A 22,865-nucleotide genomic window follows, 5' to 3' on the forward strand; every position below is an offset into this window, starting at 1 on the left:
CTTCAGCGCAACCAACGCCCCAGCAACGAAAAAGGGGAGCGGCTTGCCGCTCCCCTTCGCGTTTCAGATTTGACCGGCTTCAGCCGATGATCGCGTTCAGCGTGGCCGAGGGGCGCATCACCGCCGCCATCCTGGCCGGGTCGGTGTTGTAATAGCCGCCGATATCGGTGGGCTGGCCCTGCGTCGCCATCAACTCGGCCACGATCTCGGCTTCCTTCTCCACCAGCGCGGCCGCGATCGGCGCGAAATGGGCGGCGAGAGCGGCATCGTCCTTCTGCGCCGCCAGCGCCTCGGCCCAGTAGCGGGCGAAGAAGTAATGCGAGGTGCGGTTGTCGTTCTGGCCGACCTTGTATTCCGGGCTGTTGCCGTTTTCGAGCACCTTCTGCGTGGCCTCGTCTACCGCGTCGCCCAGCACCTGCGCCGCGGCCTTGCCGCGCGCTTCGGCGAGGAACTTGAAGCTTTCGCCGAGTGCGCAGAACTCGCCCAGACTGTCCCAGCGCAGGTGGTTTTCGGCCACGAGCTGCTGGACGTGCTTGGGTGCCGAGCCGCCCGCGCCGGTCTCGAACATGCCGCCGCCATTCATCAGCTTGACGATCGAGAGCATCTTGGCCGAGGTGCCAAGCTCAAGGATCGGGAACAGGTCGGTGAGGTAGTCGCGCAGCACGTTGCCGGTGATCGTCACCACGTCCTTGCCCTTCTTCTGCTCTTCGAGCGTGAAGCGGGTGGCCTCGCGCGGCGCGAGGATCGGAATGTCGATCCCGGCTTCGGCCAGAACGGGTTTGACATATTTGATGATCTCGGCGTCATGGGCGCGGGTTTCGTCGAGCCAGAAGGCCGAGGTGCCGGTGGCTTTGTGGCGGGCGATGCCAAGCTGGATCCAGTCGAGGATCGGCGCTTTCTTCGCGGTGGAGGAGCGCCAGATGTCGCCCTTTTGCACCGCCTGCTCATGCAGCACCTCGCCCGAGGCGAGCACGATGCGCACGGTGCCATCGGCGGGGATCTCGAAGGTGGTCGGGTGCGAGCCGTATTCTTCCGCCTTCTGCGCCATCAGGCCGACATTCGACACCGCGCCCGCCGTGGTCGGGTCGAGCGCGCCATTGGCTTTGAAGAACGCGATGGTCTCGTCGTAGACCGGGGCGTAGCAATTGTCGGGGATGCAGCACTTCACATCCGCCTTGGCGCCATCCGGCCCCCAGCCCTTGCCGCCGGCGCGGATCGCGGCGGGCATCGAAGCGTCGATGATCACGTCCGAGGGCACATGCAGGTTGGTGATGCCCTTGTCCGAGTCGACCATGTAGAGCGGCGGGCGGGCCGCCATCGCGGCCTTCAGATCGGCCTCCAGCGCGGCGTCGCCCTTGATGCGCGCCACGAGGTCGCCGATCCCGTCATTCGGGTTCCAGCCGAGCGCGTCGAGCCTGGGGCCGTGCTGGGCGATGAAGTCTTCAAGGTAGACGCTGACGAAATGGCCAAACAGGATCGGGTCGGAGACTTTCATCATCGTCGCCTTGAGATGCACCGAGAACAGCACGCCCGGCTCCGTCGCCGCGATCTGTTCCTTGATGTATTCACGCAGCGCGCGGGCCGAGAGGAAGGTGGCGTCGACCACTTCGCCCTCGATGTATTTCAGCCCGTCCTTCAGCACCGTTTCGGTGCCGGCGGCATCGGTAAAGGTGATCTTCGCACCGCCGGCCTGGGCAGCGGTGATGGTGGCGGCCTTTTCGTTGGCGAAGAAATCGTTGCCCGGCATCGAGGCGACGTGGGTTTTGCTGTCGGCTGACCAGGTGCCCATCGAATGCGGGTTTTTCATCGCATAGGCTTTCACCGCCTTGGCCGAGCGGCGGTCGGAATTGCCCTCGCGCAGCACCGGGTTCACCGCCGAGCCCTTCACCGCATCGTAGCGCGCCTTGGCGTCTTTCTCGGCATCGGTCTTCGGCTCTTCCGGGTAATCGGGCAGGGCAAAACCCTGGCCCTGAAGCTCTTTGATCGTGGCCACGAGCTGCGGCACCGAGGCCGAGATGTTTGGCAGCTTGATCACGTTGGCGTCGGGCGTTTTCACCAGTTGGCCCAGCTCGGCCAGATCGTCCGAGACCTTCTGGCCGTCCGGCAGCAGATCGGCGAAGGCGGCGAGCACCCGGCCGGCGAGCGAGATGTTGCGGGTCTCGACGTCAATCCCGGCGGCGGAGGCAAAGGCGCGGATGATCGGCAGGAGCGAGGCGCTGGCCAGCTCCGGGGCTTCGTCCACCTTGGTGTAGATGATGTCGGGGGTCTCGGTCATGTCACGTCTCCCATGTAATCCCGCCCTCGGGCGTCGCGCGCTTCCTCGCCTGAATCGTGCCGGCTGTCAAGGTCTGTGTGCAATGGTATACCGAACTGGCGCCACCGTTCCGCCGCTCACAGCGTCACGGCGGTCAGGTCTCCTGAAATATGCGTGCCGGGCGGCAGGAGCGGTACGATACAGGCCTGGAAGGCGTGGTAGATATCGGGCTTGCCGGCGAAGATCGCGCCGGTGGGCCGGTTCTTGTCATCGAGTTCGGGGAACCAGCCGCCGTGTGTGTGGTCGATGAAATGGCCGGCCACCACGTCCCAGACTTTTGCGTACCAGTCGAGCGCCAGCGCGTCGCCGTCGTGCTTCCACAGCGTTGCCGCCGCGCCGATGGCCTCGGCGTTGGGCCACCAGAGCCGCAAGGATTGCAGCGGAGCATTGTCCCAGCCCAGCGTGTAGATGAACCCGCCGCGTGCGGTATCCCAGCCATGGGCGGTGGCTTCGGCAAACAGCCCCTTCGCGGCCTCGATCATCCATCCATGCGCCTGCCCGGACAGGTCGTGAAGCTGCACCAGAAGCCGTGCCCATTCCAGCGCATGGCCCGGGGTGATCCCGGCAGGGCGAAACATCGGATCGCCCTCATAGGCGAGGTCCACCTGCCAGGTGCTGTCGAAATGTTCGGCCACCCGCCAGCCCTGCGCCCGGGCGGTGCGGTTGACGATGAGATCGGCAATGCTGAGCGCCTTGTCGAGATAGCTCCGCGCGCCGGTGGCCTCGAAGGCGGCCATCAGCGCCTCGGTCATGTGCATGTTGGAATTCTGCCCGCGATAGGGGCCGGTCCCGGACCAGTCGGCACGGAATTCCTCGCGCATCGCGCCGTGCTCCGCATCCCAGAACCGCGCCTCGATCACCTCGCTCACATCGTCGAGCAATGTCTGTGCCTGCGGGTGGCCGACCCTGAGCGCCGAGGCGGCGGCGAGCAGCACGAAGGCATGGCCATAGGCGAGCTTGTCGTCCCGCGCCGGGCCATCCGCCGTGACGCCCCAGACATAGCCGCCGCGCCGCGCATCGCGGTGATGCGACCAGAGAAAGCGCATCCCCTGGTCGATCCCGTCAGCCAGTCCGGGAATGCCGAGCTGCGTGGCGAGCGAGAGCACATGCACCATCCGCGTGCTGTCGTGGATCTGAAAAACCTCGTCGGCGCCGTGCAGCGGCTGACCGTCCTGCCCGAGCATCCGAAAGCCTGCCGGCCCGCCAAGGCTGGCGCGATGAAAGCCGACCAGCCGCTCCGCCTGCCCGATCAGCCAGCGGCGGTGCAGCGGGCGGGCGGGCAGCGGCTGGGGCATCCTACCAGGTGCCCACGTTCGGCATCGAAGCCCAGGGCTCCTGCACCGGCAGCGGCTCGCCTTCCTGCAGCAATTCGACCGAAATGTTGTCGGGGCTCTTGAAGAAGGCCATGAAGCCGTCGCGCGGCGGGCGGTTGATGGTGATGCCCGCATCCATCAGCTTCTGGCAGAAGGCATAGATATCGTCGACGCGGTAGGCGAGATGGCCCCAGCTTCGGCCGGTCTGGTACACCTCGTCGCTGCCCCAGTTATAGGTCAGTTCAAGCTCCGGCGCGCGGGTCTCGTGGGCGCTGGCTTCGTCCTTCGGCGCGGCGAGGAAGACGAGGGTGAAGTTCCCCTCCCGGCTCTCGGTCCGGCGCAGTTCCACCATTCCGACCTTGTTCACCCAGAAATCGAGGCTTTCGTCGAGATCGGTGACACGGATCATCGTATGCACATAGCGCATGGGCAGGGTCCTTTCTTTCTGTCCGGCGGCCCGCAGCGGCGGGTGCCGGCGCTCTTACAGGCGGGTGCGCGCGAGCAGGGCCGACGAGACGAGTCCGATGGTCTGGGTCACGCCGATCATCGGGCTTTCGGTTACCAGCACAAGATCGCCCGGATGCACCTCGAAGGTGCGCGCGGCGAACAGGCCGTCGGCGCTGGTGAGATCGACGGTGAAAACCACCTGTTCCATCTGCGGCCCCTTGATCCCGTCGGCGCGCAGGGCGCTTGCCGGATAGTCGCGCAGGATCAGGATGCCTTTCGGGTCGGCGCGGTTTTCAAACAGCCCGCCCGCCATCGACAGCGCTTCCATCGCGGTGACGTGCTCGCGGTCGAAATAGACAAGCTGGTCGCCCGTCGCGCCGGCGGCGACGAAATAGCGCTGGTCTTCCTCGACGATCACCTTGTCGCCGCCGCGCATCACGATGTTGCGCCGGGCGTCCGACAGCAGGTCTTCGGCGCGGATTTCGTAGGTCTGGCCGTTGCGGATCAGCCGCACCAGCGGGTTGCGGACGCGCTCGGCGATGCCGCCGCCACGCGAGATCAGGCTGAGGATGGTGAAGTTGCGCGAGGGCAGTTCCACCGGACCGGGCCGGGCCACGCCGCGCACGAGATCGACGGTGTTGTTCTCGCCCGGCACCACGGAGAGCTGCACCTGCGCCGAAGGTGCGATCCGCTCGACTTCCTTCTGCACCTCGATGCGCGCCGCGTCGGGGCTGAGGCCGTTGATCACCACATCGCCGACATAGGGCACGAAGATTGCCCCCGCCGGCGACACCTCGATTCCGTTCATCTGGGTCGATTTTGAATTCGGATCGGTCAGCAAGGAGTTGGTCTGGTTGTCCCAGATCACCAGATTGACCCGGTCGCCGGGGCGAATGGTTGTCGACGAGGCGCCGCCGCCGGCTTCGAGCCAGCGGTAATGCCCGCGCCAGCCGGTCGTCGGCCAGCCGCCTACGCGGTCGAGATTGGCCCGGGTCACTTCAACGACGGAAAATTCGGGATCGCTCGCATCGGCCTCGGCCAGCACCTCGGCCTGAATCGGCGCACCTGCCGGAAACCCGCAGGATGCGAGTGTAAAAAAAACACCTAATACCAGCAGAATGTTGCGCAAAACTCTGAGATCCCCCCAAGATCGGGCTGGCCTATCTCTGGCCTATTTACACACCGGCTGCAATCGGTGATACGTCGCACGGATTAAGAAACCGGAGTTTTTGCCGAGTGCGACCGGAATGCAATATCCACTTCGCACGGTGGGTTTTCGGCACCTCCGGAGAGGTAACGACGGATGACGTTCAGCAAGCGTGCGTTTGACCTGACGCTCGCACTTACCTTGGGGATTCTGCTTTTGCCGGTGATTGGGGGGATCGCCGCCGTTATTCTTGTGCGCGATGGCCGGCCGGTTTTCTTCGGCCATAAACGGGCCAGGGCGCCGGGGCAGAATTTCACCCTGTGGAAGTTCCGCACCATGATCAACATGCGCCGCAAATCCGATCATGGCGTGTCGGGCGGCCACAAGCGGCGGCGGATCACGCCGACCGGACGGTTCCTGCGCAAGACCCGGCTCGACGAGTTGCCGCAATTGTGGAACGTGATCCGGGGCGATATCTCCTTCGTCGGCCCGCGCCCGCCCGATCCGCGCTATGTGAAGATGTTCCCCGAGCTCTACGGCGAGGTGCTCAAAAGCCGCCCCGGCATCACCGGCCTGGCCACGCTGATCTATCACAAGACCGAGGAGCGGCTGCTCGCCCAATGCCGCACGCCGCAGCAGACCGAAGAGGTCTACACCCGCCGCTGCGTGCCGCGCAAAGCCAGGCTCGACCTGATCTACGCCGAGAACCGGACGCTGTGCTACGATATCTTCCTGATGCTGCACACGGTGTTTCGCAAACTGCCGCTGCATCTGAAAGCCTGGCGCTGATCGCCGCGCCGGGTGCGCGCGCTGCCGCCTGTCTGCCTGCGCTGCCTTGATCTTCCGCGCGCGAGGGCCACATCCTGTGGCAAACGGAGGTGCCCATGACCCGGATCGTTCCCGCCATCGCCATCCTTCTGGCCATGTTTCCCGCCAGCCTGAGCGCCGAGACGCGCGTGCCGGCGACCAATGCCGAGGTGCAGCTCAGCTTTGCGCCCGTGGTCGAGCGCGCCGCGCCGGCGGTGGTCAATATCTACGCCACGCAGGTGGTGGCCGAGCGGGTGAGCCCGTTTTTCGACGATCCGTTCTTCTCGCAGTTCTTCCGCGATTTCGGCACCGTGCGCCCGCGTGAGAAAAACTCGCTCGGCTCCGGCGTGATCGTGGGCGACGGGCTGGTGGTTTCCAATTTTCACGTTGTCGAGAACGCCACCGAAATCCGTGTCGTGCTCGCCGACCGGCGGGAATTCGACGGCGCGCTGGTGCTGGCCGACGAGCGTGCCGACCTTGCGGTGATCCGCCTCGAAGGCGGCGAAGACCTGCCGGCGCTCGATTTTGCCGACAGCGATGCGCTGGCGGTGGGCGATCTGGTGCTCGCCATCGGCAACCCGTTCGGCGTGGGGCAGACGGTGTCGTCGGGCATCGTCTCGGGCCTTGCGCGGTCGGGCCGGGGCGGCGGGGCGTTCAATGCGGCGAGCTACTTCATCCAGACCGATGCGCCGATCAATCCGGGCAATTCCGGCGGTGCGCTGGTCGACATGTCGGGGCGGCTGGTCGGGATCAACACCCAGATCGTCACCCGGTCGGGCGGCTCCAACGGCATCGGCTTCGCGATCCCGGCCAATCTGGTGGCCCGCGTCGTGGCGCAGGCGGCGGCGGGCGAGGCAAGCTTTATCCGGCCCTGGGCCGGGCTCGAAGTCCAGCCGATTGATGCCGATATGGCCAATGCGCTGGGCCTTGACCGGCCGCAGGGCGTGCTGGTGCGCGCGCTCGCCGATGGCAGCCCCTTCGCCGAGGCGGGCGTGGCCCCCGGCGATGTGATCCTCGCGATGGACGGCCAGCCGGTCAACGCGCCCGCCGAACTGGTTTTCCGCTTGTCGTTGCAGGAGATGGGCAGCATGGTGCCGGTGACCCTGCGCACCGGCACGGAAGAGCATATCGTGGCCGTGGAGATGCGCGCCGCCACCAGCGCGGGCGACGGGCTGGGGCAGGGGGCGGTGAGCTTCACCGCTGCCGGCCCGTTTCAGGGCCTTGTCCTGCAGGACCTCACCCCCGATCTCTCGGCCCGGCTCGGCCTGCGCTCATCGACCGGCGGCGGCGTGGTGGTGATGGGGATCGACAATCCCCGCAGCGCCCGCAATTTCCAGCCCGGTGACATCATCACCGAGGTCAACGGCGTCGAGATTCACGGGCTGGCGGAACTCACCGAACTGGCCAGCGAAGACCGGCGAACGTGGAAGCTGGTGATCGAGCGGCGGGGCGGGCGCGTCTACCTCACCTGGCGGGGCTGACGAATTGGATTGACCGCGATGCGATCGGCCCTTACCCATTGAAATAAATGGGGGAATGTCATGAAACACGGTCCTGAAGACGCCATCATCGTGATCGACGTGCAGAACGATTTCTGCCCCGGCGGCGCGCTTGCGGTGGAGGGGGGCGATGAGGTCGTGCCCGAGATCAACCGCATCCTGCGCGATTTTCCGGTGCGCGTCTTTACCCAGGACTGGCACCCGATCGGCCACGGCTCCTTCGCCTCGTCACACGACGGGGCGCAGGCGTTCGACACGATCCGGATGCCCTATGGTCCGCAGGTGCTCTGGCCCGACCATTGCGTTCAGGGCAGCGATGGCGCCGAGTTTCACGAAGACCTGCACGTGGAAACCGCCGAGATGATCCTGCGCAAAGGGTTCCGTCACGAGATCGACAGCTATTCGGCCTTTTTCGAGAACGACAAGATCACGTCCACCGGGCTTGAAGGCTACCTGCGCGGGCGCGGGGTGACATGCGTGACGCTGGTCGGGCTGGCCACGGATTATTGCGTCGCCTGGTCGGCGCTCGATGCGGTGCGGCTGGGTTTCGAGGCGCGGGTGAAGCTTTCGGCCTGCCGGGCCATCGACCTGAACGGCTCGCTCGATGCGGCGCTGCGCGAGATGGAGGCCGCCGGCGTCACGCTCTACTGAGTGGCGCTCAGATCGGCAGCATCGAGGCCGCGAAATGCGGGAACACGAAGATCATGAAGAGCGATACGCCCAGGCGCAGTGCCGAGGCGGCGGAGATCTTGCCGATGGCCTTGCGCATCAGCCCGCCGAGGCCGGGGCCGGGCGCCGGTGCTTCCGCCTCCGGCTGCGCCGTCATGTCGATGGGCTGCGCCGCGATTTCGTATTCGATGAAGGCGGCGAAATCGAAGCCGTTGGTCTCGCGCCCGGTGAGATCGTGGGATGACAGGTTTTCCGCCAGCCGCTCCGTCACATCGTTGCGCGCGGGCAGGTCTTCGGCGGGAAAGCACCCTTCGGGCGCGCCGCTGTCATAGGTGTCGAGGCCAAATCCGCAGGCGGTGAAATAGTCCTGCACCGCCGGGTCGGCCCCGCGCAGCGCCGCCACCGTCTCGGGATTGCGAAACTGCGCCACGTAATTGGCGCGGCTGTCCGGCGCGGCCGCCGCATCGTCTTGGGCCTCTTGGGGAATCGCCCAATGAATATCGTAGTCATAAGTCAGAGCCATGGTCGTGCCTCGGCATTGTTAACTATGATGGTACAAATACGGACAAATGCGCTGACTGTCGGGCGGAAATGCGGAAATCCCAAGGCGGGGCGTTTACGGCACGATCACCAGCTTGCCCGCCACCTGCCGTGCGCCCATCAGCGTGAGCGCCTCGCGCGCGCCGACCAGCGCCGTCACCTCGCCCACCACCGGGCGCAGCCGCCCGTCGGCCACCATCGCCAGCAATTCGGCCAGGGCGTCCGGCCCCTGGTGCACGGCGAGAATGCCCGCCCTGCGCCGGGTCGGGGCTGACCACAGCGTGGCAAGGGCCGCCGCGATCACCACCGGCAGCGGGCCGCCGACCAGCATGTAGCGCCCGCCGGGTTTGAGCGTGCGGCGCACCCGGCGCATCGGGCGCGTGCCCCAGAGATCGAGGATCAGGTCGAAGGCATCGCGCTGAGCGGCGAAGTCCTGCTGCTCGAAATCCAGCACCCGGTCGGCCCCTGCCTCGCACATCACCTCGGCCTTCGCGCCGGTATCCACCGCCCAGACCTCGGCCCCGCCCGCCCTGGCGATCTGGATTGCGAGCGGGCCGGACCCGCCGCCGCCGCCATTGACCAGCACCCGCATCCCGGGCCGCACCCGGCCCTGAAAGGTGGTGAGCGCGATGGTGCCCGATTGCGGCAGGGCGGCGGCGAGGATCTCGCTCACGCCCTCCGGCACCGGCACCCAGAGCCGCGCCCTGGCGACGCAGAAATCGGCAAAGCCGCCGAAGGTTTCAAACGTGTCGGCCACCACCCGCTGGCCGGGGCGAAAGCCCGTCACCCCCGGCCCCAGCTTGTCGACCACGCCGACCACGTCGGAGCCGAACACATCGCGCCGGCGCCAGAACCACCGCGCGATCCGGGCATAGGCGGGGCGGCCGGTGACGAATTCCCAGTCCGAGGCGTTGGCGCCGCAGGCCAGCACCCTTACCCGCACCTCACCCGGCCCCGGTTCCGGCACCGGGCGGTTTTCCAATGTGAGGTTTTCGCCCGCGCCGTAGCCACGGCAAACGAGGGTCCGCATCGCTGCTCTCCCTTGCAAACGCCCGGCGCTTTGTGGTCCAAAAGCCCAGACATCCCGGAGCATACCATGGTCGACATCGCCAGCCGCGTCTACAATCACCACTGGAAGATCGACCCGATCGTGCGCTCGCTGATCGACACGGATTTCTACAAGCTGCTGATGGCGCAGTCGGTGTTTCGCAACCGGCCCGACACGCAGGTGACCTTCTCGCTCATCAACCGCACCACCGCGATCCCGCTGGCCGAGCTGATCGACGAAGGCGAATTGCGCGAACAGCTCGACCATATCCGCACCCTCAGCCTCAGCCGGGGCGAAAGTACCTGGCTGCGGGGCAATACCTTCTACGGCAAGCGGCAGATGTTTCGCCCCGATTTCATGGAATGGTTCGAGGGGTTGCGCCTGCCGCCCTACCACCTCGAACGGGTGGGCGATCAGTATGAGCTGACCTTCGAGGGCAACTGGCCCGAGGTGATGATGTGGGAAATTCCCGCCCTCGCCGTGCTGATGGAGCTGCGCTCGCGGGCGGTGCTGAAGGAGATGGGCAAGTTCGAGCTTCAGGTGCTCTATGCGCGGGCGATGACGAAGCTGTGGGAAAAGGTCGAGACGCTGCGCGAGGTCGAGGCCGTGCGCATCGCCGATTTCGGCACGAGGCGGCGGCATTCCTTTCTGTGGCAGGATTGGTGCGTGCAGGCGATGGTGGAGGGGCTGGGCGAAAAATTCGTCGGCACCTCCAACTGCCTGATCGCCAAGAACCGCGATCTCGAAGCGATCGGCACCAATGCCCATGAGCTGCCGATGGTCTATGCCGCGCTGGCCGGGAGCGACGAGGAACTCGCCGAGGCGCCCTACAAGGTGCTGGCCGACTGGCATGAGGAACACGAGGGCAACCTGCGCATCATCCTGCCCGATACCTACGGCACCAGGGGCTTTCTCGACAACGCGCCCGACTGGCTGGCGGGCTGGACCGGCATCCGCATCGACTCGGGCGATCCGGCGGAAGGCGCCGAGATCGCCATCGACTGGTGGCGCGCGCGCGGCGAAGACCCGACCCAGAAGATGGTGATCTTCTCCGACGGGCTCGATGTGGACAAGATCGTCGAACTGCAGGCGAAATTCGCCGGCCGCGTGCGCCCGAGCTTCGGCTGGGGCACGCTGCTGACGAACGATTTCCGTGGCCTCACCCCGGAGGATTCCCTCGCCCCCTTCTCACTGGTCTGCAAGGCGGTGGAAGCGGAAGGCCGGCCCACGGTGAAACTCTCCGACAACCCGAGAAAGGCGATGGGGCCGGAGGACGAGGTGGCGCGGTATAAGCGGGTGTTCGGCGTGGGCGAACAGGTCGCGCGGGAGGTTGTGGTTTAGGGGGATGTCAGCCGCCCGGTTCACGATCAGCCCAACCCGCCGATCAAAGCCCCAACCCCCTCACTCATCGCGCACCTTCCCCCGCATCGCCTTCACTTCCCCGCGCTGCTTCTTCGCGTCCAGCCGCCGCCGTTTGCTCCCAAGCGTCGGTTTCGTGGCGATCCGCCGTTTCGGGGCCACCAGCGCCTTGCGGATCATCTCGGCCAGCCGTTCGGCGGCGATCTCGCGGTTGCGGGCCTGGCTGCGGGTGTCTTCCACCCGGATCAGCAGCGCGCCTTCCGCCGTCCATTTCCGCCCGGCGAGGCGTTTCAGCCGGGCCTTCACCGCAGGTGTCAGCGCGGGCGAGCGGGCGGCCTCGAAGCGCAGTTCCACCGCCGTCGACACTTTGTTGACATTCTGCCCGCCCGGCCCGGTGGAGCGGGTGAAGCTCTCGCTCAGCTCCCAGTCCTGGATCACGATATCGTCGGTCACGTGGATCATGGCGGGCACCCTAAACGGCGGCTCTGCAATCGAAAAGGGCCACCGCTCGGGTGGCCCTTCGAGAAGTCTGGAGGTGGGGCCGGTTAGGCGATGCGCCAGCCTAGCCCGCTACCATCCGGGGGCTGCCCCGGATGTGCGCTTCTACTTTGTCCCGGCACCTCTCTCCATGAAATCTCTCGACATGGCCACCTCCTTTCTTCAGCAAATGATGTTGCGATACTGAAAGCGTGCCACAGATTTTGTGTCGGTCAACAAAAATTACGCCGCATCTGGTGAAAGTTTTGTGACAAGCATCCTGAAAGGCACAAGTGCCACCAAAGCGAGCGAAAGTTTGACGAGCCAGTCGGCGAAGGCAAGCGAAACCCAGAGCGGCGCCACCGCGCCGATGCCGAGGAAGGGCACCGCCTCCCACGCCCAGTTGATCGCCGCATCGGCATTTTCGCTAAAGAAGGCGAGCGTGGCCGAGAAGGCGATGGTGAAGAACAGCGCGGTATCGACGGCGGAGCCGACCAGCGTCGAGGCCAGCGGCGGCAGCCACCACTGGCGGCGGCGCAGGGCGTTGAACACGCCCACGTCAAGCAGTTGGGCGGCGAGAAAGGCCACGCCGGAGCCGACAGCCACCCGGAGCGAGACGGCGGCATAGGTGTAGCCGTCGCCCTCCAGCATGATCTGCGAGCCGACCAGCGAGCAGACGACGCCGACGACAAAACCCGCCAGCACGACCTTGCGGGCCGGGCCGGGGCCGTAGACGCGGTTCATCACATCGGTGACGAGAAAGGCGACGGGATAGGTGAAGGCGCCCCAGGTGAGCCAGTTGCCGAGCAGGAACTGGACGAGGATGTTGGAGGCCAGCACGACGGCGGCCATGGCAATGATGCCGGGAAGAATACGAGCCATATTGTGATCCGTTTTGGCAAGGTTGCGGAGACTTGGCCCCTGAGCGGGACGGGCGGCACCTACGCCCCCGCCGCGCCTGCGTCAAGTCATTCCGTGACCAGGTATTCGACGAATTCGGTGGTCTGGAAGAACTTGAAATTGTTGTCCGAGATCATCGTCAGCCGCATCGCCCCCGCCTCGTCGCGCCAGACGGCGAGGCCCTCAAGGTTGTCATGCGTGCCGGCCTTGGTGCGCAGCAACTCGGTTTCGTTGGTGAAGCCATCGGCGGTGATGTCGAAGCGGCGCACCCGGCTGGCAAAGCCGAAAATGCCGTAGAACAGCCGTTCGAGCAGGTAGAAGCGCCCGTCGGGGCCGATATCCGCGCCCACCGGCAAAAAGTCGTCGCGGCGCGGAATGCGGGCGAAGATCGTCCAGTCGCCATCGGCGAAACGGTAGACGGGGAAGGGACGGGTGGCGCCGCCGGACCGCTCCGGCACGGTGTAGAGGGCGCCGTCCGGGCCGATGGCGAGCGCTTCCAGCGAGGAATTGTTGCGCAGCTTCTCGAAATTGGGATGTGCGGGCAGGGTCGTCGCGCGCTCGACCGAGGCATTGGCATATTCCACCACCCGGTGCATCGCCTCGAACGAGACGAAGACCCGCCCGTCCGGCGCCAGGGCGAGGCCCTCGCTGTCGTTGTAATATCTCGGCAGGGTGCCGCCATCGGTGTGGCGCATGGCGCGGATCGTGCCTGCGGCCACGCTGACGATCCGGCCCTGGGCGTCGCGGTCGATCCGCCCGGTAAGGATCGAGCCCTTGTCGGAGATCGTCACGAAGGTCTTGCCGTCGGGCGAAAGCTCCAGCCCCGACCAGCCGCCGAAGGCCTCGTCCTGCATCGACCATGACAGCTCCGACACCAGCCGCGCGGAACTGTCGGACTGGGCCGTCGAGGCGGGAGCGAGGAGCGCGATCGCGCCTATTGCGAGCGCAGTACGGAGACGCATTGCGCGGGCATGTCGGCCAGCACGAGCGGCCGGCTCGGCTGGGATGGCGTGGCGTTGGGATCGGGCGGCGGCGGGTTCAGAATCCGGTCGACCCAGCCCTGGGCTTCGTCGCAGCCGTCGCCGGGCGGCGGCGGCGCCTGATCCACGCAGGTATTGTCGCCCGCCGGGCAGGCGAGGCGGACGTGGAAGTGGTAATGGTGCCCCCACCAGGGGCGGACCTTGCGCAGCCAGCTCCTGTCGCCGGTGGCGTCCTTGCACATCTGCACCTTGGCCCCGGCAAAGACGAAGATGCGCGCCACCGCAGGATCGGAGGCCGCAGCCCGGATCACCTCCATATGCTGACGGGTCCAGTCTGAATTGACGTAAGCGCCATTCGCGCGCTGCATCGAGATCGACGACAGGCTCTCGCGCTCGGCGGCGCTCAGGTCGAGCCGGTTCGGCGGCAACATCCAGATATCCACGTCGAGCCCGATCTGGTGGCTGGCATGGCCCGACGACATCGGCCCGCCGCGCGGCTGGCTCATGTCGCCGATATAGAGCCCGGACCAGCCCGGCTGCTGTGCGGCCCTGGCCGAGACGCGCCTGACGAAGTCGATCAGCGCCGGGTGGCCCCAGTTGCGGTTGCGGCTGAGGCGCATGGCCTGCCATGTCGGCCCGGTTTCGGGCAATTGCACCGCGCCCGCCACGCAGCCCTTGGCGTAGGAGCCGAAGCTTTCGGGCGCCTGCGCCGAGGCGGTGGCGACCGGCCCGAACAGCGCCTTGGCGGGTTCGTTCGAGGTCGACACCCGGATCGCCGTCGCACGCGGTGCGCCGGTGTCATAGTCCGATGCGGTGCCGCCGCCATTGCTCATGCAGGCGGTCAGCGCCAGCGTCATGGCGATGGGCAGGAGGAAGACTGCTCTCATGGGTCAGGCCTTTTCGCCGTCCGGTTTCACCCAGATTAGCAGAATAAGCCCGAGAAGAAACAGCGCGATCAGCGGCGAGACGCCAAGCTGCTGGCTGCCGGTCCAGGCGGTGACCACACCGATCGAAAACGGGGCGATGAAGCTCGTGGCCTTGCCGGCGAGCGCGTACAGTCCGAAGGCTTCGGTCATCCGCTCCGGGTTGCCCTGGCGCACCATCATCGTGCGGCTGGCCGATTGCATCGCGCCCCCCGCCGCGCCGATCAGCGCGCCGAGGATGTAGAAGGCGATATCGGGCAGCGCCGAGTCGGCGCCGACGGCGATGCCGAAAACCCGGTCGCGCGAGATGAAGACGATGGCGATGGCCACCAGCGTGAGCACGGTGATCGAGATGTTGATGACCGGCTTCGGCCCGAAGCGGGTATCGGCCTTGCCGCCGAGCCAGGCGAAGACCGCGCCGGTGACGATGGCGAGAATGCCGAACACGCCGGTATCGACCACCGACCAGTCCAGCACCCCGGCGGCGTATATACCTCCAAAAGTATACATGCCGTTCAGCGCGTCGCGGTAAAACATCGACGAGGCGAGATAGGCAAACAGGCTCGGGCGTTCCGGCAGGCGGCGCACGGTGCGGCCCAGTTCGGTCAGCGCATGGCGGATGAGTTGCGGATCCGGGTTGAGGTGCTTGGGGTCGCGCACCCAGAGGAAGAACGGGATCATGAACACCACGTACCAGACGGCGGTGAGCGGGCCGACGAAGCGGGTGCCCTCGCGCGTTTCGGGATCGAGTCCCAGCGCCGGGGCGCGGCCGATCAGCGTCTGCCCGTTGGTGCCCTCGGCGAAAAGCGCGAGCATCAGCACCAGCGCGATCAGCCCGCCGATATAGCCCCAGGCCCAGCCATTGCCCGAGATCCGCCCGATCTCTTCGCGCGAGCCAAGGTCGGGCAGCATCGAATTGGTGAAGATCGTGGCGAATTCCATGCCGATGAGGCCGATGGCGAAGAAGCCCATCACCAGCACCACGTTGAAGCTTTCGGGCGCCGAGAACCAGACGCCGAGCGCGCCGATCACGTAGAGCACCGAAAAGCCCCAGATCCATCGCAGCCGGTTGCCGGAATTGTCGGCGATCGCGCCGAGGATCGGGGCGAGGATGGCGATGGCCACCCCGGCGGCGGCGATGCCGAAGCCCCAGACGGCCTGCGCCTTGCTGCCGTCTTCCATCACCGATTTGACGTAGGGGCCGAAAATGAAGGTGAGCAGCAGCGTGTTATATGGCTGGCTGGCCCAGTCGAACCACCACCAGCCCCAGATCCGCTTCTTCGCAGAGTTCCCAGCCATGCCCCATCCCTCGTTGTGGCTGAGACGAAACAGGAAAACCGGGAACGGGGCAAGCTACATCTGCGGCGGCCAGGGCCGTTCGGCCTCGGCGGTGATCCAGTGCTGCACCCAGTCCGGCAGCGGCGGCGAGGCCGGGCCGTGCCCCATCTGTTCGGCCACTTTCGGCGGCGGAACGATGCCCTCGCGGCTGGTCACCGCCACACGGTAGAGCCCGTGCGTCGTGGCCTCGCCCTTCTTCCACATGCTCTGTTCGAGGTAGAGAAAACGGTTGTCCCAGCCGATGGTTCGCGAGCGCATCTCGATCCGGTCAAACACCCGGATGCGGCGGCGGTAGCGCATCGACACGCCCGCCACCGTCAGCCCCCAACCGTTTGCCCTGATGGCGCGGACAAGCCCGGTGCGCCGCCCCAGCGGGATACGGCCCAGATCGAACAGGGTGAGCGTGCGCCCGTTATTGAGCTCAAGCCAGAGGTCGAGATCCCAGGGCCAGCAGATATGCCGGCTCACATGCACCCCCTCCACCGGCAGGCTGCCCGCCCGGCTGTGCACCACCAGCTCTTTCACCATCCGTATAAATGGATACATACGCGCCTCCGTTTCCCGCATCTCGTGCCGTGCCCGCGCCCCGGCGTCAACCGCGACCGGGCGTCAGGCTTGCGCTTCGCCGCGCCTGCCCCTAGGTGAAGGGCGTTCAAACAGAGGGCCGCACCGCCATGACACCGCTTATCGCCACCATCCTGCAGGTTTTCGTCGCGATCCTGGGGATCATCTGGTTTCTCGTCATCGCGCATGTGGTGGTGTCCTGGCTGGTGAACTTCCAGGTGCTGAACCTGCGCCAACCGCTGGTCAGCCAGATCTGGTATGCGCTCAACAAGCTTGTCGAGCCGATCTACCGCCCGATCCGCCGTTTCCTACCCGATCTCGGCGGGATCGACCTTGCACCGCTTGTGGTGCTCCTGATCCTGTTCTTCCTGCGTCAGCTCGTGTCGAACTACTACTACGCCTACTCGTTCTGATCCGGGTTGCTCCTGACCGGGCGGCATGGGATTGTGCCGCCCAAACACAGAGCAGCCCATGCCCCGCGATCACGACCTCCTGCAATCCGTTTTCGGCTTCGATGCCTTTCGCCCCGGCCAGGCCGAGATCGTCTCGGCGGTGACGGCGGGTGAGAACACGCTGGCGATCATGCCCACCGGCGGCGGCAAGTCGCTCTGCTTCCAGCTTCCGGCGCTGATGCGCGAGGGCGTGACGGTGGTGATCTCGCCACTGATCGCGCTGATGCGCGACCAGGTGCGCAGCCTGCAGGCGGTGGGCGTCGAGGCGGGGGCGCTCACCTCCGGCAATACCGAGGGCGAGACCGATGCCGTTTTCGAGGCCATCGCGCAGGGCCGCCTGAAGCTCCTCTACATGGCGCCAGAACGCCTTGCCTCGGGCGGCACGCTGACCCTGCTGCGCCGCGCCGGAACCTCGCTGATCGCGGTGGACGAGGCCCATTGCGTGAGCCAGTGGGGCCACGATTTCCGCCCCGATTACCTGCGCATCGGCGATCTGCGCCGGGCGCTCGATGTGCCGCTTGCCGCTTTCACCGCCACGGCGGATGCCGAGACGCAGGCCGAGATCGTCCAGAAGCTGTTCGACGGGGCCGCGCCCCGCACCTTTCTGCGTGGTTTCGACCGGCCCAACATCCACCTCGCCTTCGCGGTGAAAGACAGTCCCCGCGCCCAGATCATGAATTTTGCCGCCGCCCGCAAGGGCCAGTCCGGCATCGTCTACACCGCCACACGGGCCAAGACCGAGACGCTGGCGCAGGCGTTGCGCGAGGCGGGCCATGCGGCGGTGGCCTATCATGCCGGGCTGGAAAGCGATGACCGGCGCGAAGTCGAGCGCCGCTTTCAGCAGGAAGACGGGCTGATCGTGGTGGCGACGGTGGCCTTCGGCATGGGGATCGACAAGCCCGATATCCGCTGGGTGGCCCATGCCGATCTTCCCAAAAGCATCGAAGCCTATTATCAGGAGATCGGCCGCGCCGGCCGCGATGGCGCGCCCGCCGATACGCTCACTCTGTTCGGCCCCGACGATATCCGCCTGCGCCGCGCCCAGATCGACGAGGGGCTCGCCCCCGAAGAGCGCCGCGCCGCCGATCACGCCCGGCTGAACGCGCTGCTGGGGCTGGCCGAAACGCCGGGCTGCCGCCGTCAGGCACTGCTTGGCTATTTCGGGGAAGAGGCCGAGCCTTGCGGCAATTGCGATTGCTGCCAGACCCCGCCCGAAACCTTCGACGGCACCGTGCCGGTGATGAAGGCGCTCTCGGCGGCTTTGCGCACCGAAGAATGGTTCGGGTCCGGCCATCTGATCGACATTCTGACCGGCACCGAGACGGACAAGACTCAGGCCCGCGGCCACCAGAACCTGCCCACGTGGGCGGTGGGGCAGGATCTGTCGCGGCGCGAATGGCAGGCGGTGTTTCGTCAGATGATGGGGCTCGATCTGGTCCGTCCCGACCCGGCCCGCCACGGCGCGCTGCGCGTCACCGAAAAGGCCCACCCGGTGCTGCGCGGCGAGGAAAACGTGACGCTGCGCAGGGATACGATCCGCACGTCCAAATCCCGCCCGCTGGCGAAGGCGCTCGTTTCGGAGGAGGATGCGCCGCTGCTTTCGGCGCTCAAGGCCAAGCGGCGCGCGCTGGCCGAGGCGCAGCGCGTGCCCGCCTATGTCGTCTTTACCGACCGCACGCTGATCGAGATGGCCGAACGCCGCCCGGCCACGCTGGACGAGATGGCGGGGATTTCCGGCATCGGCGCGAAAAAGCTCGAAACCTATGGCCGCGCCTTCCTCGAGGTGATCGCGGGCGACGCGCCCGAGATGCACCCCAGCCGCCGCCGCCTTGCGGGGCGCGAGGCGGGCACGCTCTATGACCGCTTGCAGGAAGCAGCGCAGCGCCTCGTCCGCGGCGAGGATGGCACGCAAAAGCCCCTGTCCTGCACCCCCGCCACGCTGCGCCACCTTGCCGAGCGCCGCCCGGCCTCGCTTGACGATCTGGCCCGTGTGCCGGGGATGAACGAGGCGCGCACCGAGCGGTTCGGCGCCGCCTTCCTCGATGCCATCGCCGGGAGTTGACAGCGCCCCGCCAAGGCGCTTGCCTGACCCGGCCCGCACCCGAAAGACGCCATATGACCCTGCGCCCGCTGATCCCGCTTCTTCTCGCCCTCGCGCCGACTATGGCCGAGGCGCAAGCGGCCTGCCCGGCGGATGCGAATGCCGCGCTCTCCCGCTTCAGCGCGCGCGCGGCATCCGGCGAGGCGACCCTGCCGGAGCTGGGTGACGCCGCCACCACCTATGCCACCGGCTGCGCCGATGACCGGGTGGTGCTGAGCCAGATCCTTGCCATGTTCACCACGGCGGGGCTGGCCATCGAGCCGCCCGCCGCCGAGCGGTTTCAGGCGCATCTCTTCGCCTTCCGCACGATCAACCGCATCCTGCGCGCCGGTGGCGACGATTTCGAGCCGGTGGCCTTTACCGGGCCAGAGGGCGAGCCGCGCGAATGGACCGTGCTCGACGAGCGCAACGCCTATTGGGATCTGGTCTATACGATGGCCTCGGATTTCCTCGTCTACGGTGTCCATGCCGATATCTACACGCCGGGCAAGACCGAAGAGATCGGCTGCGGCATCTACCCGGCCGAGGAAGCCTCGGCGCTCGCCCGGCTCGCGGTCGGCAACGACGATGGCGGCGAGCTGGTGGCGCGGGTCTCCTATCTCGGCCGCGCCTGCGACGGCACCGGCCATGAGGCGAGCGGCTATGCGGCGCAGTATTTTGCCGAACATGCCGCCGCGCGGGCCGGCGATGCGGGCTATGCCGGGCTGACCGAGCGCGACATTCGCGCCGGGCTGACCGGCTTTCTCGACCGCCATCTCGACGGCGCCGGCGAGAGCTGGCTGTTCGACGCCGCGACCGTCGCGGAGCTGCGCGCGTTTTGACCGGTTGCGCCGCCCGTCAGCGGCGTTACAACCGGCGCCATGCTGATTACCGTCTCGCCCGCCAAACGCCTCGATGAAAGCCCGGCCCGCGCCGCGGGCGGCACCAGCCCGCGCTTTCTCGACGAAGCTGCCCGCCTTGCCGATACCGCCGGAGCGCTCGATGCGCCGGCGCTTGAAAGGCTCATGCATATCTCGCCCAGGCTCGCGGCGCTGAACGTGGACAGGTTCGCCGCCTTCGGGTCGGGCAGCGGCGAGAAGCAGGCGATCGAGATTTTCGCGGGCGATACCTATACCGGGCTCGATGCGGGGTCGCTCGACGCTGACGAACTGGACTATGCCCAGCGTCACCTGCGTATCCTCTCCGGCCTTTACGGCGTGCTGCGCCCGCGGGACGTGATCCAGCCGCACCGGCTGGAAATGGGATCGCGGCTGGCCAATGCGCGGGGCAAGAACCTCTACGATTTCTGGGGTGACCGGGTGGCGGAGCGGTTGAATGCCGATGCTGCCGAGGTGGGCACGCAGGTGTTGGTGAACTGCGCTTCGGTGGAATATTTCACCGCCGCTGACCGGCCTGCGCTGACGCTGCGGGTGATTACCCCCGTCTTCATGGAAGACCGCCCCGAGGGGCCGCGGATCATGTCGTTCTGGGCGAAGCAGGCGCGGGGGGCTATGGCGCGGTTTGTCATCCTGAACCGGCTGAGCGATCCAGAGGCGCTGAAGGATTTCGATGCGGGCGGCTACCGCTATCGGGCCGATATGAGCGCGGGTGACCGGATGGTGTTTCTGCGCGGCGAGGGCTGAGCGGGTGGGCGAGGTTGCACATATGAGTAACCACCTGATTTAATTATAGATAGCGCTAACTATTTTGCGACTCTTCCGGCACTGGCGGGCGGGCGTCTTGGGGGCGGGCGCGGGTGATTTCGGTGAGGATCGCCGCTTTCTGGAATGGCTTGGTCAGATGCGCGTCCAGCCCGTGTGACATGATCTCTTCGGCATCCCCGGCCATCGCATGAGCGGTCAGGGCGACGATCCGGGTTGGCGGCAGCCCGCGCGCCGCCTCGATCTGGCGAATGCGGCGCGTGGCGGCCTTGCCGTCCATTCCCGGCATGGAAATATCCATGAAAATCAGATCGGGCCGCTCCGTATCGAAGGCCGCCACCGCCTCGGCGCCGTTGGCGGCAAAGCGGAGCGCGATGTCGCAGCTTTTCACGAGCTTGGAAAACACGAGCTGGTTGGTCTTGTTGTCTTCCGCCGCGAGCACCCGCATCTGCCGCGCCGGGGCGGTGGACGGGGCGGTGCCGCGCACCGAGCCGAAGACGGGGGCGGTCGCGGTTGCGGTGCCCTCGTCGGTCACCGGATCGGTGAGCAGGAGCGGCGCGGGCGGCTCCAGCCCCGAGAGCGCCGCGACGAGTGCGCCGCGCGAGATCGGCCGGGTGAGCAGGGCCGCCGCGCCGCGATCACGTGCCGGGCGGTCATCGCCCAGCGCCGCCACCAGCACGAGCGGGGCCGTGAGCCCGGATGCGGCGAGCGCCGCGGGTATGCTGCCGTCGGGCCGGGCCTGGGCGACGATGGCGTCGGGCGCCGGCAATGCGCGCGGATCCTCGCCGCTGGCGAGCGCATGCACCTCAAGCCCCAGGGCGGCGAGGCGCTTGGCGAGGATGTCGCGCGCCAGCGCATCTTCCATCGCCAACAGCACGCGGCGCAGCCAGCCGGGCAGGGCGGGCGGCGTGGCCGGGCCGATCGCGGGCAGGGGAAGCCGCACGCCGAAGGCCGAACCTTCGCCCGGCGTGCTCTCGACCCAGATCCTGCCGCCCATCAGCTCGACGAGCTGGCGGGTGATCGCCAGCCCGAGCCCGGTGCCTTCATAATTGCGGTCGCGCCCGTCTTCGACCTGACTGAACTCGCCGAAAATCTGCGTGAGCTTGTCGGCGGGGATGCCGATGCCGCTGTCTTCGACCACGATGCTCACCTGTGCCGGCCCCTCGCCCGTGCCGGGCAGGCCGACGACGCGCACGAGCACATGACCGGCCGGGGTGAACTTGACGGCATTGCCGACGAGATTGGTCAGTATCTGGCGCAGGCGGACCGGATCGCCCTCGAACCCGGTGGGCAGGAACATGTCGTAATCCAGTGTGATCGCCAGCCCCTTTTCGCGCAATGAGGGCGACATGAGGTGGATCACGTCGAGGATGATGCGCTCAAGATCGAACGGCTCGATATGGAGGCTGAGCTTGGCGGCCTCGATCTTGGAGTAATCGAGCACGTCGTTGATGATGGTCAGAAGCGACTGGCCGGAAGAGCGGATCGTGTCGACGTAAAGCCGCTGCTCATCGTCCAGCCCGCTTTCGGCCAGCAGATCGGCCATGCCCACCACTCCGTTCATCGGCGTGCGGATCTCGTGGCTCATATTGGCGAGGAAGGCCGATTTGGCACGGCTCGCCGCCTCGGCCTTTTCGCGTGCTTCGGTCAGCGCGGCTTCGCGCTTCATCGTGCCGGTGATGTTGAGGCCGAGGCAGACGGTATCGCCGCCCGGCGCGCGCTGATCGACGAGCCGCACCCAGGTGCCATTCCACAGCCGGATCACGCGCGGCTCGGGCGCGGGCGAGAACCAGCGCGCCAGCATCTGCTCGCGCCACTGGCCGGGGGTCGCGCCCTCGATATCCACCACGCCTTCGGCCAGGGCCGCCTCGATCACCTCCTGATAATGGGCGCCGGGGCGGATGCATTCGAGCCCGTCGAAAGGCAGCAGATAGGCGGAATTGGCGATCACCAGCCGGCTGTCGGCGTCGAACACGGCGAACCCGTCTTCGATCGACTGGATCGAGTTCCACAGCCGCCGCTTGGCGATATCCACCTCGGTATTGGCACGGGCGAGGTCGCCCCTCACCACCGCGACCTCCTCGCGCTTTTCCACCACCTCTTCGGAGAGTGTGAGCGCGTGGCGCGAGAGCATCCGGTTGGCGGCGTTGAGCTCGGCCTCCTTCTGCGCCAGCAGCCGCTCCGCCGCCATCCGCGCGCGCCGTTCTTCGGTAAGCTGGTGTTCCGCGATCATTGCAATCTCCATCGCTGGGCCGGGTTCGGTGCGGCAAGTCTTGGCCAAACAAGGTGAACAGGCGCTTAACGGCGGCGGATTTCCCGGCGCAGCCGTTGCGCGATGCGATGCGAA

21 protein-coding genes are annotated in these 22,865 nt (G+C 66.8%); 8 read left to right on the top strand and 13 right to left on the bottom strand.

All coding sequences use genetic code 11. The features are described from left to right. Window positions 1-79: 79 nt before the first annotated feature. The 4 genes from QMG28_RS13580 to QMG28_RS13595 all read right to left on the bottom strand — a co-directional run bounded on the left by QMG28_RS13580 (window position 80) and on the right by QMG28_RS13595 (window position 5,203). Entirely contained in the window at window positions 80-2,275 is a 2,196-nt protein-coding gene (locus QMG28_RS13580; protein WP_281842858.1) for an NADP-dependent isocitrate dehydrogenase, read from the bottom strand. 116 nt (window positions 2,276-2,391) lie between these two features. After that, a complete protein-coding gene (locus tag QMG28_RS13585) occupies window positions 2,392-3,609 on the bottom strand; it encodes an AGE family epimerase/isomerase (protein WP_281842859.1) in 1,218 nt (405 codons plus the stop codon). Between the two features lies 1 nt (window position 3,610). Next, complete coding sequence (locus QMG28_RS13590) at window positions 3,611-4,054, bottom strand: VOC family protein (RefSeq protein ID WP_281842860.1); 444 nt, start codon at window positions 4,052-4,054, stop codon at window positions 3,611-3,613. Window positions 4,055-4,108: 54 nt separating this feature from the next. Continuing rightward, window positions 4,109-5,203, bottom strand: a complete 1,095-nt coding sequence (locus tag QMG28_RS13595; RefSeq protein ID WP_281842861.1) for a polysaccharide biosynthesis/export family protein — start codon at window positions 5,201-5,203, stop codon at window positions 4,109-4,111. Between the two features lie 174 nt (window positions 5,204-5,377). Between QMG28_RS13595 and QMG28_RS13600 the strand changes: the two genes are divergently transcribed. The 3 genes from QMG28_RS13600 to pncA all read left to right on the top strand — a co-directional run bounded on the left by QMG28_RS13600 (window position 5,378) and on the right by pncA (window position 8,178). Beyond that, window positions 5,378-6,010 (top strand): sugar transferase, encoded by a 633-nt coding sequence (locus QMG28_RS13600; RefSeq protein WP_281842862.1) that lies wholly within the window; start codon window positions 5,378-5,380, stop codon window positions 6,008-6,010. A gap of 95 nt (window positions 6,011-6,105) precedes the next feature. Further along, window positions 6,106-7,509 carry a trypsin-like peptidase domain-containing protein gene (locus QMG28_RS13605; protein WP_281842863.1) on the top strand — a complete coding sequence of 468 codons (1,404 nt, stop codon included), beginning with the start codon at window positions 6,106-6,108 and terminating at the stop codon, window positions 7,507-7,509. Between the two features lie 60 nt (window positions 7,510-7,569). Beyond that, complete coding sequence (pncA, locus tag QMG28_RS13610) at window positions 7,570-8,178, top strand: bifunctional nicotinamidase/pyrazinamidase (protein ID WP_281842864.1); 609 nt, start codon at window positions 7,570-7,572, stop codon at window positions 8,176-8,178. A 7-nt stretch (window positions 8,179-8,185) separates the two neighbouring features. On the opposite strand, the gene QMG28_RS13615 is transcribed toward pncA, so the two are convergent. Then, entirely contained in the window at window positions 8,186-8,719 is a 534-nt protein-coding gene (locus QMG28_RS13615; protein ID WP_281842865.1) for a hypothetical protein, read from the bottom strand. Window positions 8,720-8,812: 93 nt separating this feature from the next. Then, window positions 8,813-9,766, bottom strand: a complete 954-nt coding sequence (locus QMG28_RS13620; RefSeq protein WP_281842866.1) for an NAD(P)-dependent alcohol dehydrogenase — start codon at window positions 9,764-9,766, stop codon at window positions 8,813-8,815. Window positions 9,767-9,832: 66 nt separating this feature from the next. Here QMG28_RS13620 and pncB point away from each other — a divergent pair, with 66 nt between their 5' ends. Continuing rightward, window positions 9,833-11,125 (top strand): nicotinate phosphoribosyltransferase, encoded by a 1,293-nt coding sequence (gene pncB / locus QMG28_RS13625; protein WP_281842867.1) that lies wholly within the window; start codon window positions 9,833-9,835, stop codon window positions 11,123-11,125. Window positions 11,126-11,185: 60 nt separating this feature from the next. Here the strand turns inward: pncB and arfB are convergent, their stop codons facing one another. The 6 genes from arfB to QMG28_RS13655 form a co-directional block, all read right to left on the bottom strand. Continuing rightward, window positions 11,186-11,605: an alternative ribosome rescue aminoacyl-tRNA hydrolase ArfB gene (gene arfB, locus QMG28_RS13630; protein WP_281842868.1), complete on the bottom strand. Its 420-nt coding sequence runs from the start codon at window positions 11,603-11,605 to the stop codon at window positions 11,186-11,188. Between the two features lie 258 nt (window positions 11,606-11,863). Continuing rightward, entirely contained in the window at window positions 11,864-12,502 is a 639-nt protein-coding gene (locus tag QMG28_RS13635) for a queuosine precursor transporter (protein WP_281842869.1), read from the bottom strand. Between the two features lie 86 nt (window positions 12,503-12,588). Continuing rightward, complete coding sequence (locus QMG28_RS13640; protein WP_281842870.1) at window positions 12,589-13,482, bottom strand: esterase-like activity of phytase family protein; 894 nt, start codon at window positions 13,480-13,482, stop codon at window positions 12,589-12,591. Continuing rightward, window positions 13,455-14,387, bottom strand: coding sequence for a penicillin-insensitive murein endopeptidase (gene mepA, locus QMG28_RS13645; protein WP_281842871.1), 933 nt, complete (start codon window positions 14,385-14,387; stop codon window positions 13,455-13,457). The genes QMG28_RS13640 and mepA overlap by 28 nt, the downstream gene beginning before the upstream one ends. 3 nt (window positions 14,388-14,390) lie before the next feature. Then, the gene (locus QMG28_RS13650; protein ID WP_281842872.1) at window positions 14,391-15,722 is read right to left on the bottom strand and encodes an MFS transporter; all 1,332 of its coding nucleotides are present in this window, start codon (window positions 15,720-15,722) and stop codon (window positions 14,391-14,393) included. A gap of 54 nt (window positions 15,723-15,776) precedes the next feature. Then, the gene (locus QMG28_RS13655) at window positions 15,777-16,307 is read right to left on the bottom strand and encodes an acyl-CoA thioesterase (RefSeq protein ID WP_281842873.1); all 531 of its coding nucleotides are present in this window, start codon (window positions 16,305-16,307) and stop codon (window positions 15,777-15,779) included. A 140-nt stretch (window positions 16,308-16,447) separates the two neighbouring features. On the opposite strand from QMG28_RS13655, the gene QMG28_RS13660 reads away from it, so the two are divergent. The 4 genes from QMG28_RS13660 to yaaA are packed head-to-tail and all read left to right on the top strand — an operon-like array spanning window position 16,448 to window position 20,500. Then, the gene (locus QMG28_RS13660; RefSeq protein ID WP_281842981.1) at window positions 16,448-16,738 is read left to right on the top strand and encodes a YggT family protein; all 291 of its coding nucleotides are present in this window, start codon (window positions 16,448-16,450) and stop codon (window positions 16,736-16,738) included. Window positions 16,739-16,796: 58 nt separating this feature from the next. Further along, the gene (recQ, locus tag QMG28_RS13665; RefSeq protein WP_281842874.1) at window positions 16,797-18,839 is read left to right on the top strand and encodes a DNA helicase RecQ; all 2,043 of its coding nucleotides are present in this window, start codon (window positions 16,797-16,799) and stop codon (window positions 18,837-18,839) included. 53 nt (window positions 18,840-18,892) lie between these two features. After that, window positions 18,893-19,699, top strand: a complete 807-nt coding sequence (locus QMG28_RS13670; protein ID WP_281842875.1) for a hypothetical protein — start codon at window positions 18,893-18,895, stop codon at window positions 19,697-19,699. 39 nt (window positions 19,700-19,738) lie between these two features. Beyond that, window positions 19,739-20,500, top strand: coding sequence for a peroxide stress protein YaaA (gene yaaA, locus QMG28_RS13675; protein WP_281842876.1), 762 nt, complete (start codon window positions 19,739-19,741; stop codon window positions 20,498-20,500). Window positions 20,501-20,555: 55 nt separating this feature from the next. On the opposite strand, the gene QMG28_RS13680 is transcribed toward yaaA, so the two are convergent. Next, window positions 20,556-22,751 carry an ATP-binding protein gene (locus QMG28_RS13680; RefSeq protein ID WP_281842877.1) on the bottom strand — a complete coding sequence of 732 codons (2,196 nt, stop codon included), beginning with the start codon at window positions 22,749-22,751 and terminating at the stop codon, window positions 20,556-20,558. Between the last annotated feature and the right edge of the window lie 114 nt (window positions 22,752-22,865).

Source organism: Sinisalibacter aestuarii, from assembly GCF_027923545.1.
GTDB lineage: Bacteria > Pseudomonadota > Alphaproteobacteria > Rhodobacterales > Rhodobacteraceae > Sinisalibacter > Sinisalibacter aestuarii.

Coding starts and splice junctions, on each gene's coding strand:
- QMG28_RS13580 (WP_281842858.1), bottom strand. CDS start 2,275: ATGACCGAGACCCCCGACATCATCTACACCAAGGTGGACGAAGCCCCG.
- QMG28_RS13585 (WP_281842859.1), bottom strand. CDS start 3,609: ATGCCCCAGCCGCTGCCCGCCCGCCCGCTGCACCGCCGCTGGCTGATC.
- QMG28_RS13590 (WP_281842860.1), bottom strand. CDS start 4,054: ATGCGCTATGTGCATACGATGATCCGTGTCACCGATCTCGACGAAAGC.
- QMG28_RS13600 (WP_281842862.1), top strand. CDS start 5,378: ATGACGTTCAGCAAGCGTGCGTTTGACCTGACGCTCGCACTTACCTTG.
- QMG28_RS13605 (WP_281842863.1), top strand. CDS start 6,106: ATGACCCGGATCGTTCCCGCCATCGCCATCCTTCTGGCCATGTTTCCC.
- pncA (WP_281842864.1), top strand. CDS start 7,570: ATGAAACACGGTCCTGAAGACGCCATCATCGTGATCGACGTGCAGAAC.
- QMG28_RS13615 (WP_281842865.1), bottom strand. CDS start 8,719: ATGGCTCTGACTTATGACTACGATATTCATTGGGCGATTCCCCAAGAG.
- QMG28_RS13620 (WP_281842866.1), bottom strand. CDS start 9,766: ATGCGGACCCTCGTTTGCCGTGGCTACGGCGCGGGCGAAAACCTCACA.
- pncB (WP_281842867.1), top strand. CDS start 9,833: ATGGTCGACATCGCCAGCCGCGTCTACAATCACCACTGGAAGATCGAC.
- arfB (WP_281842868.1), bottom strand. CDS start 11,605: ATGATCCACGTGACCGACGATATCGTGATCCAGGACTGGGAGCTGAGC.
- QMG28_RS13635 (WP_281842869.1), bottom strand. CDS start 12,502: ATGGCTCGTATTCTTCCCGGCATCATTGCCATGGCCGCCGTCGTGCTG.
- QMG28_RS13640 (WP_281842870.1), bottom strand. CDS start 13,482: ATGCGTCTCCGTACTGCGCTCGCAATAGGCGCGATCGCGCTCCTCGCT.
- mepA (WP_281842871.1), bottom strand. CDS start 14,387: ATGAGAGCAGTCTTCCTCCTGCCCATCGCCATGACGCTGGCGCTGACC.
- QMG28_RS13650 (WP_281842872.1), bottom strand. CDS start 15,722: ATGGCTGGGAACTCTGCGAAGAAGCGGATCTGGGGCTGGTGGTGGTTC.
- QMG28_RS13655 (WP_281842873.1), bottom strand. CDS start 16,307: ATGTATCCATTTATACGGATGGTGAAAGAGCTGGTGGTGCACAGCCGG.
- recQ (WP_281842874.1), top strand. CDS start 16,797: ATGCCCCGCGATCACGACCTCCTGCAATCCGTTTTCGGCTTCGATGCC.
- QMG28_RS13670 (WP_281842875.1), top strand. CDS start 18,893: ATGACCCTGCGCCCGCTGATCCCGCTTCTTCTCGCCCTCGCGCCGACT.
- yaaA (WP_281842876.1), top strand. CDS start 19,739: ATGCTGATTACCGTCTCGCCCGCCAAACGCCTCGATGAAAGCCCGGCC.
- QMG28_RS13680 (WP_281842877.1), bottom strand. CDS start 22,751: ATGATCGCGGAACACCAGCTTACCGAAGAACGGCGCGCGCGGATGGCG.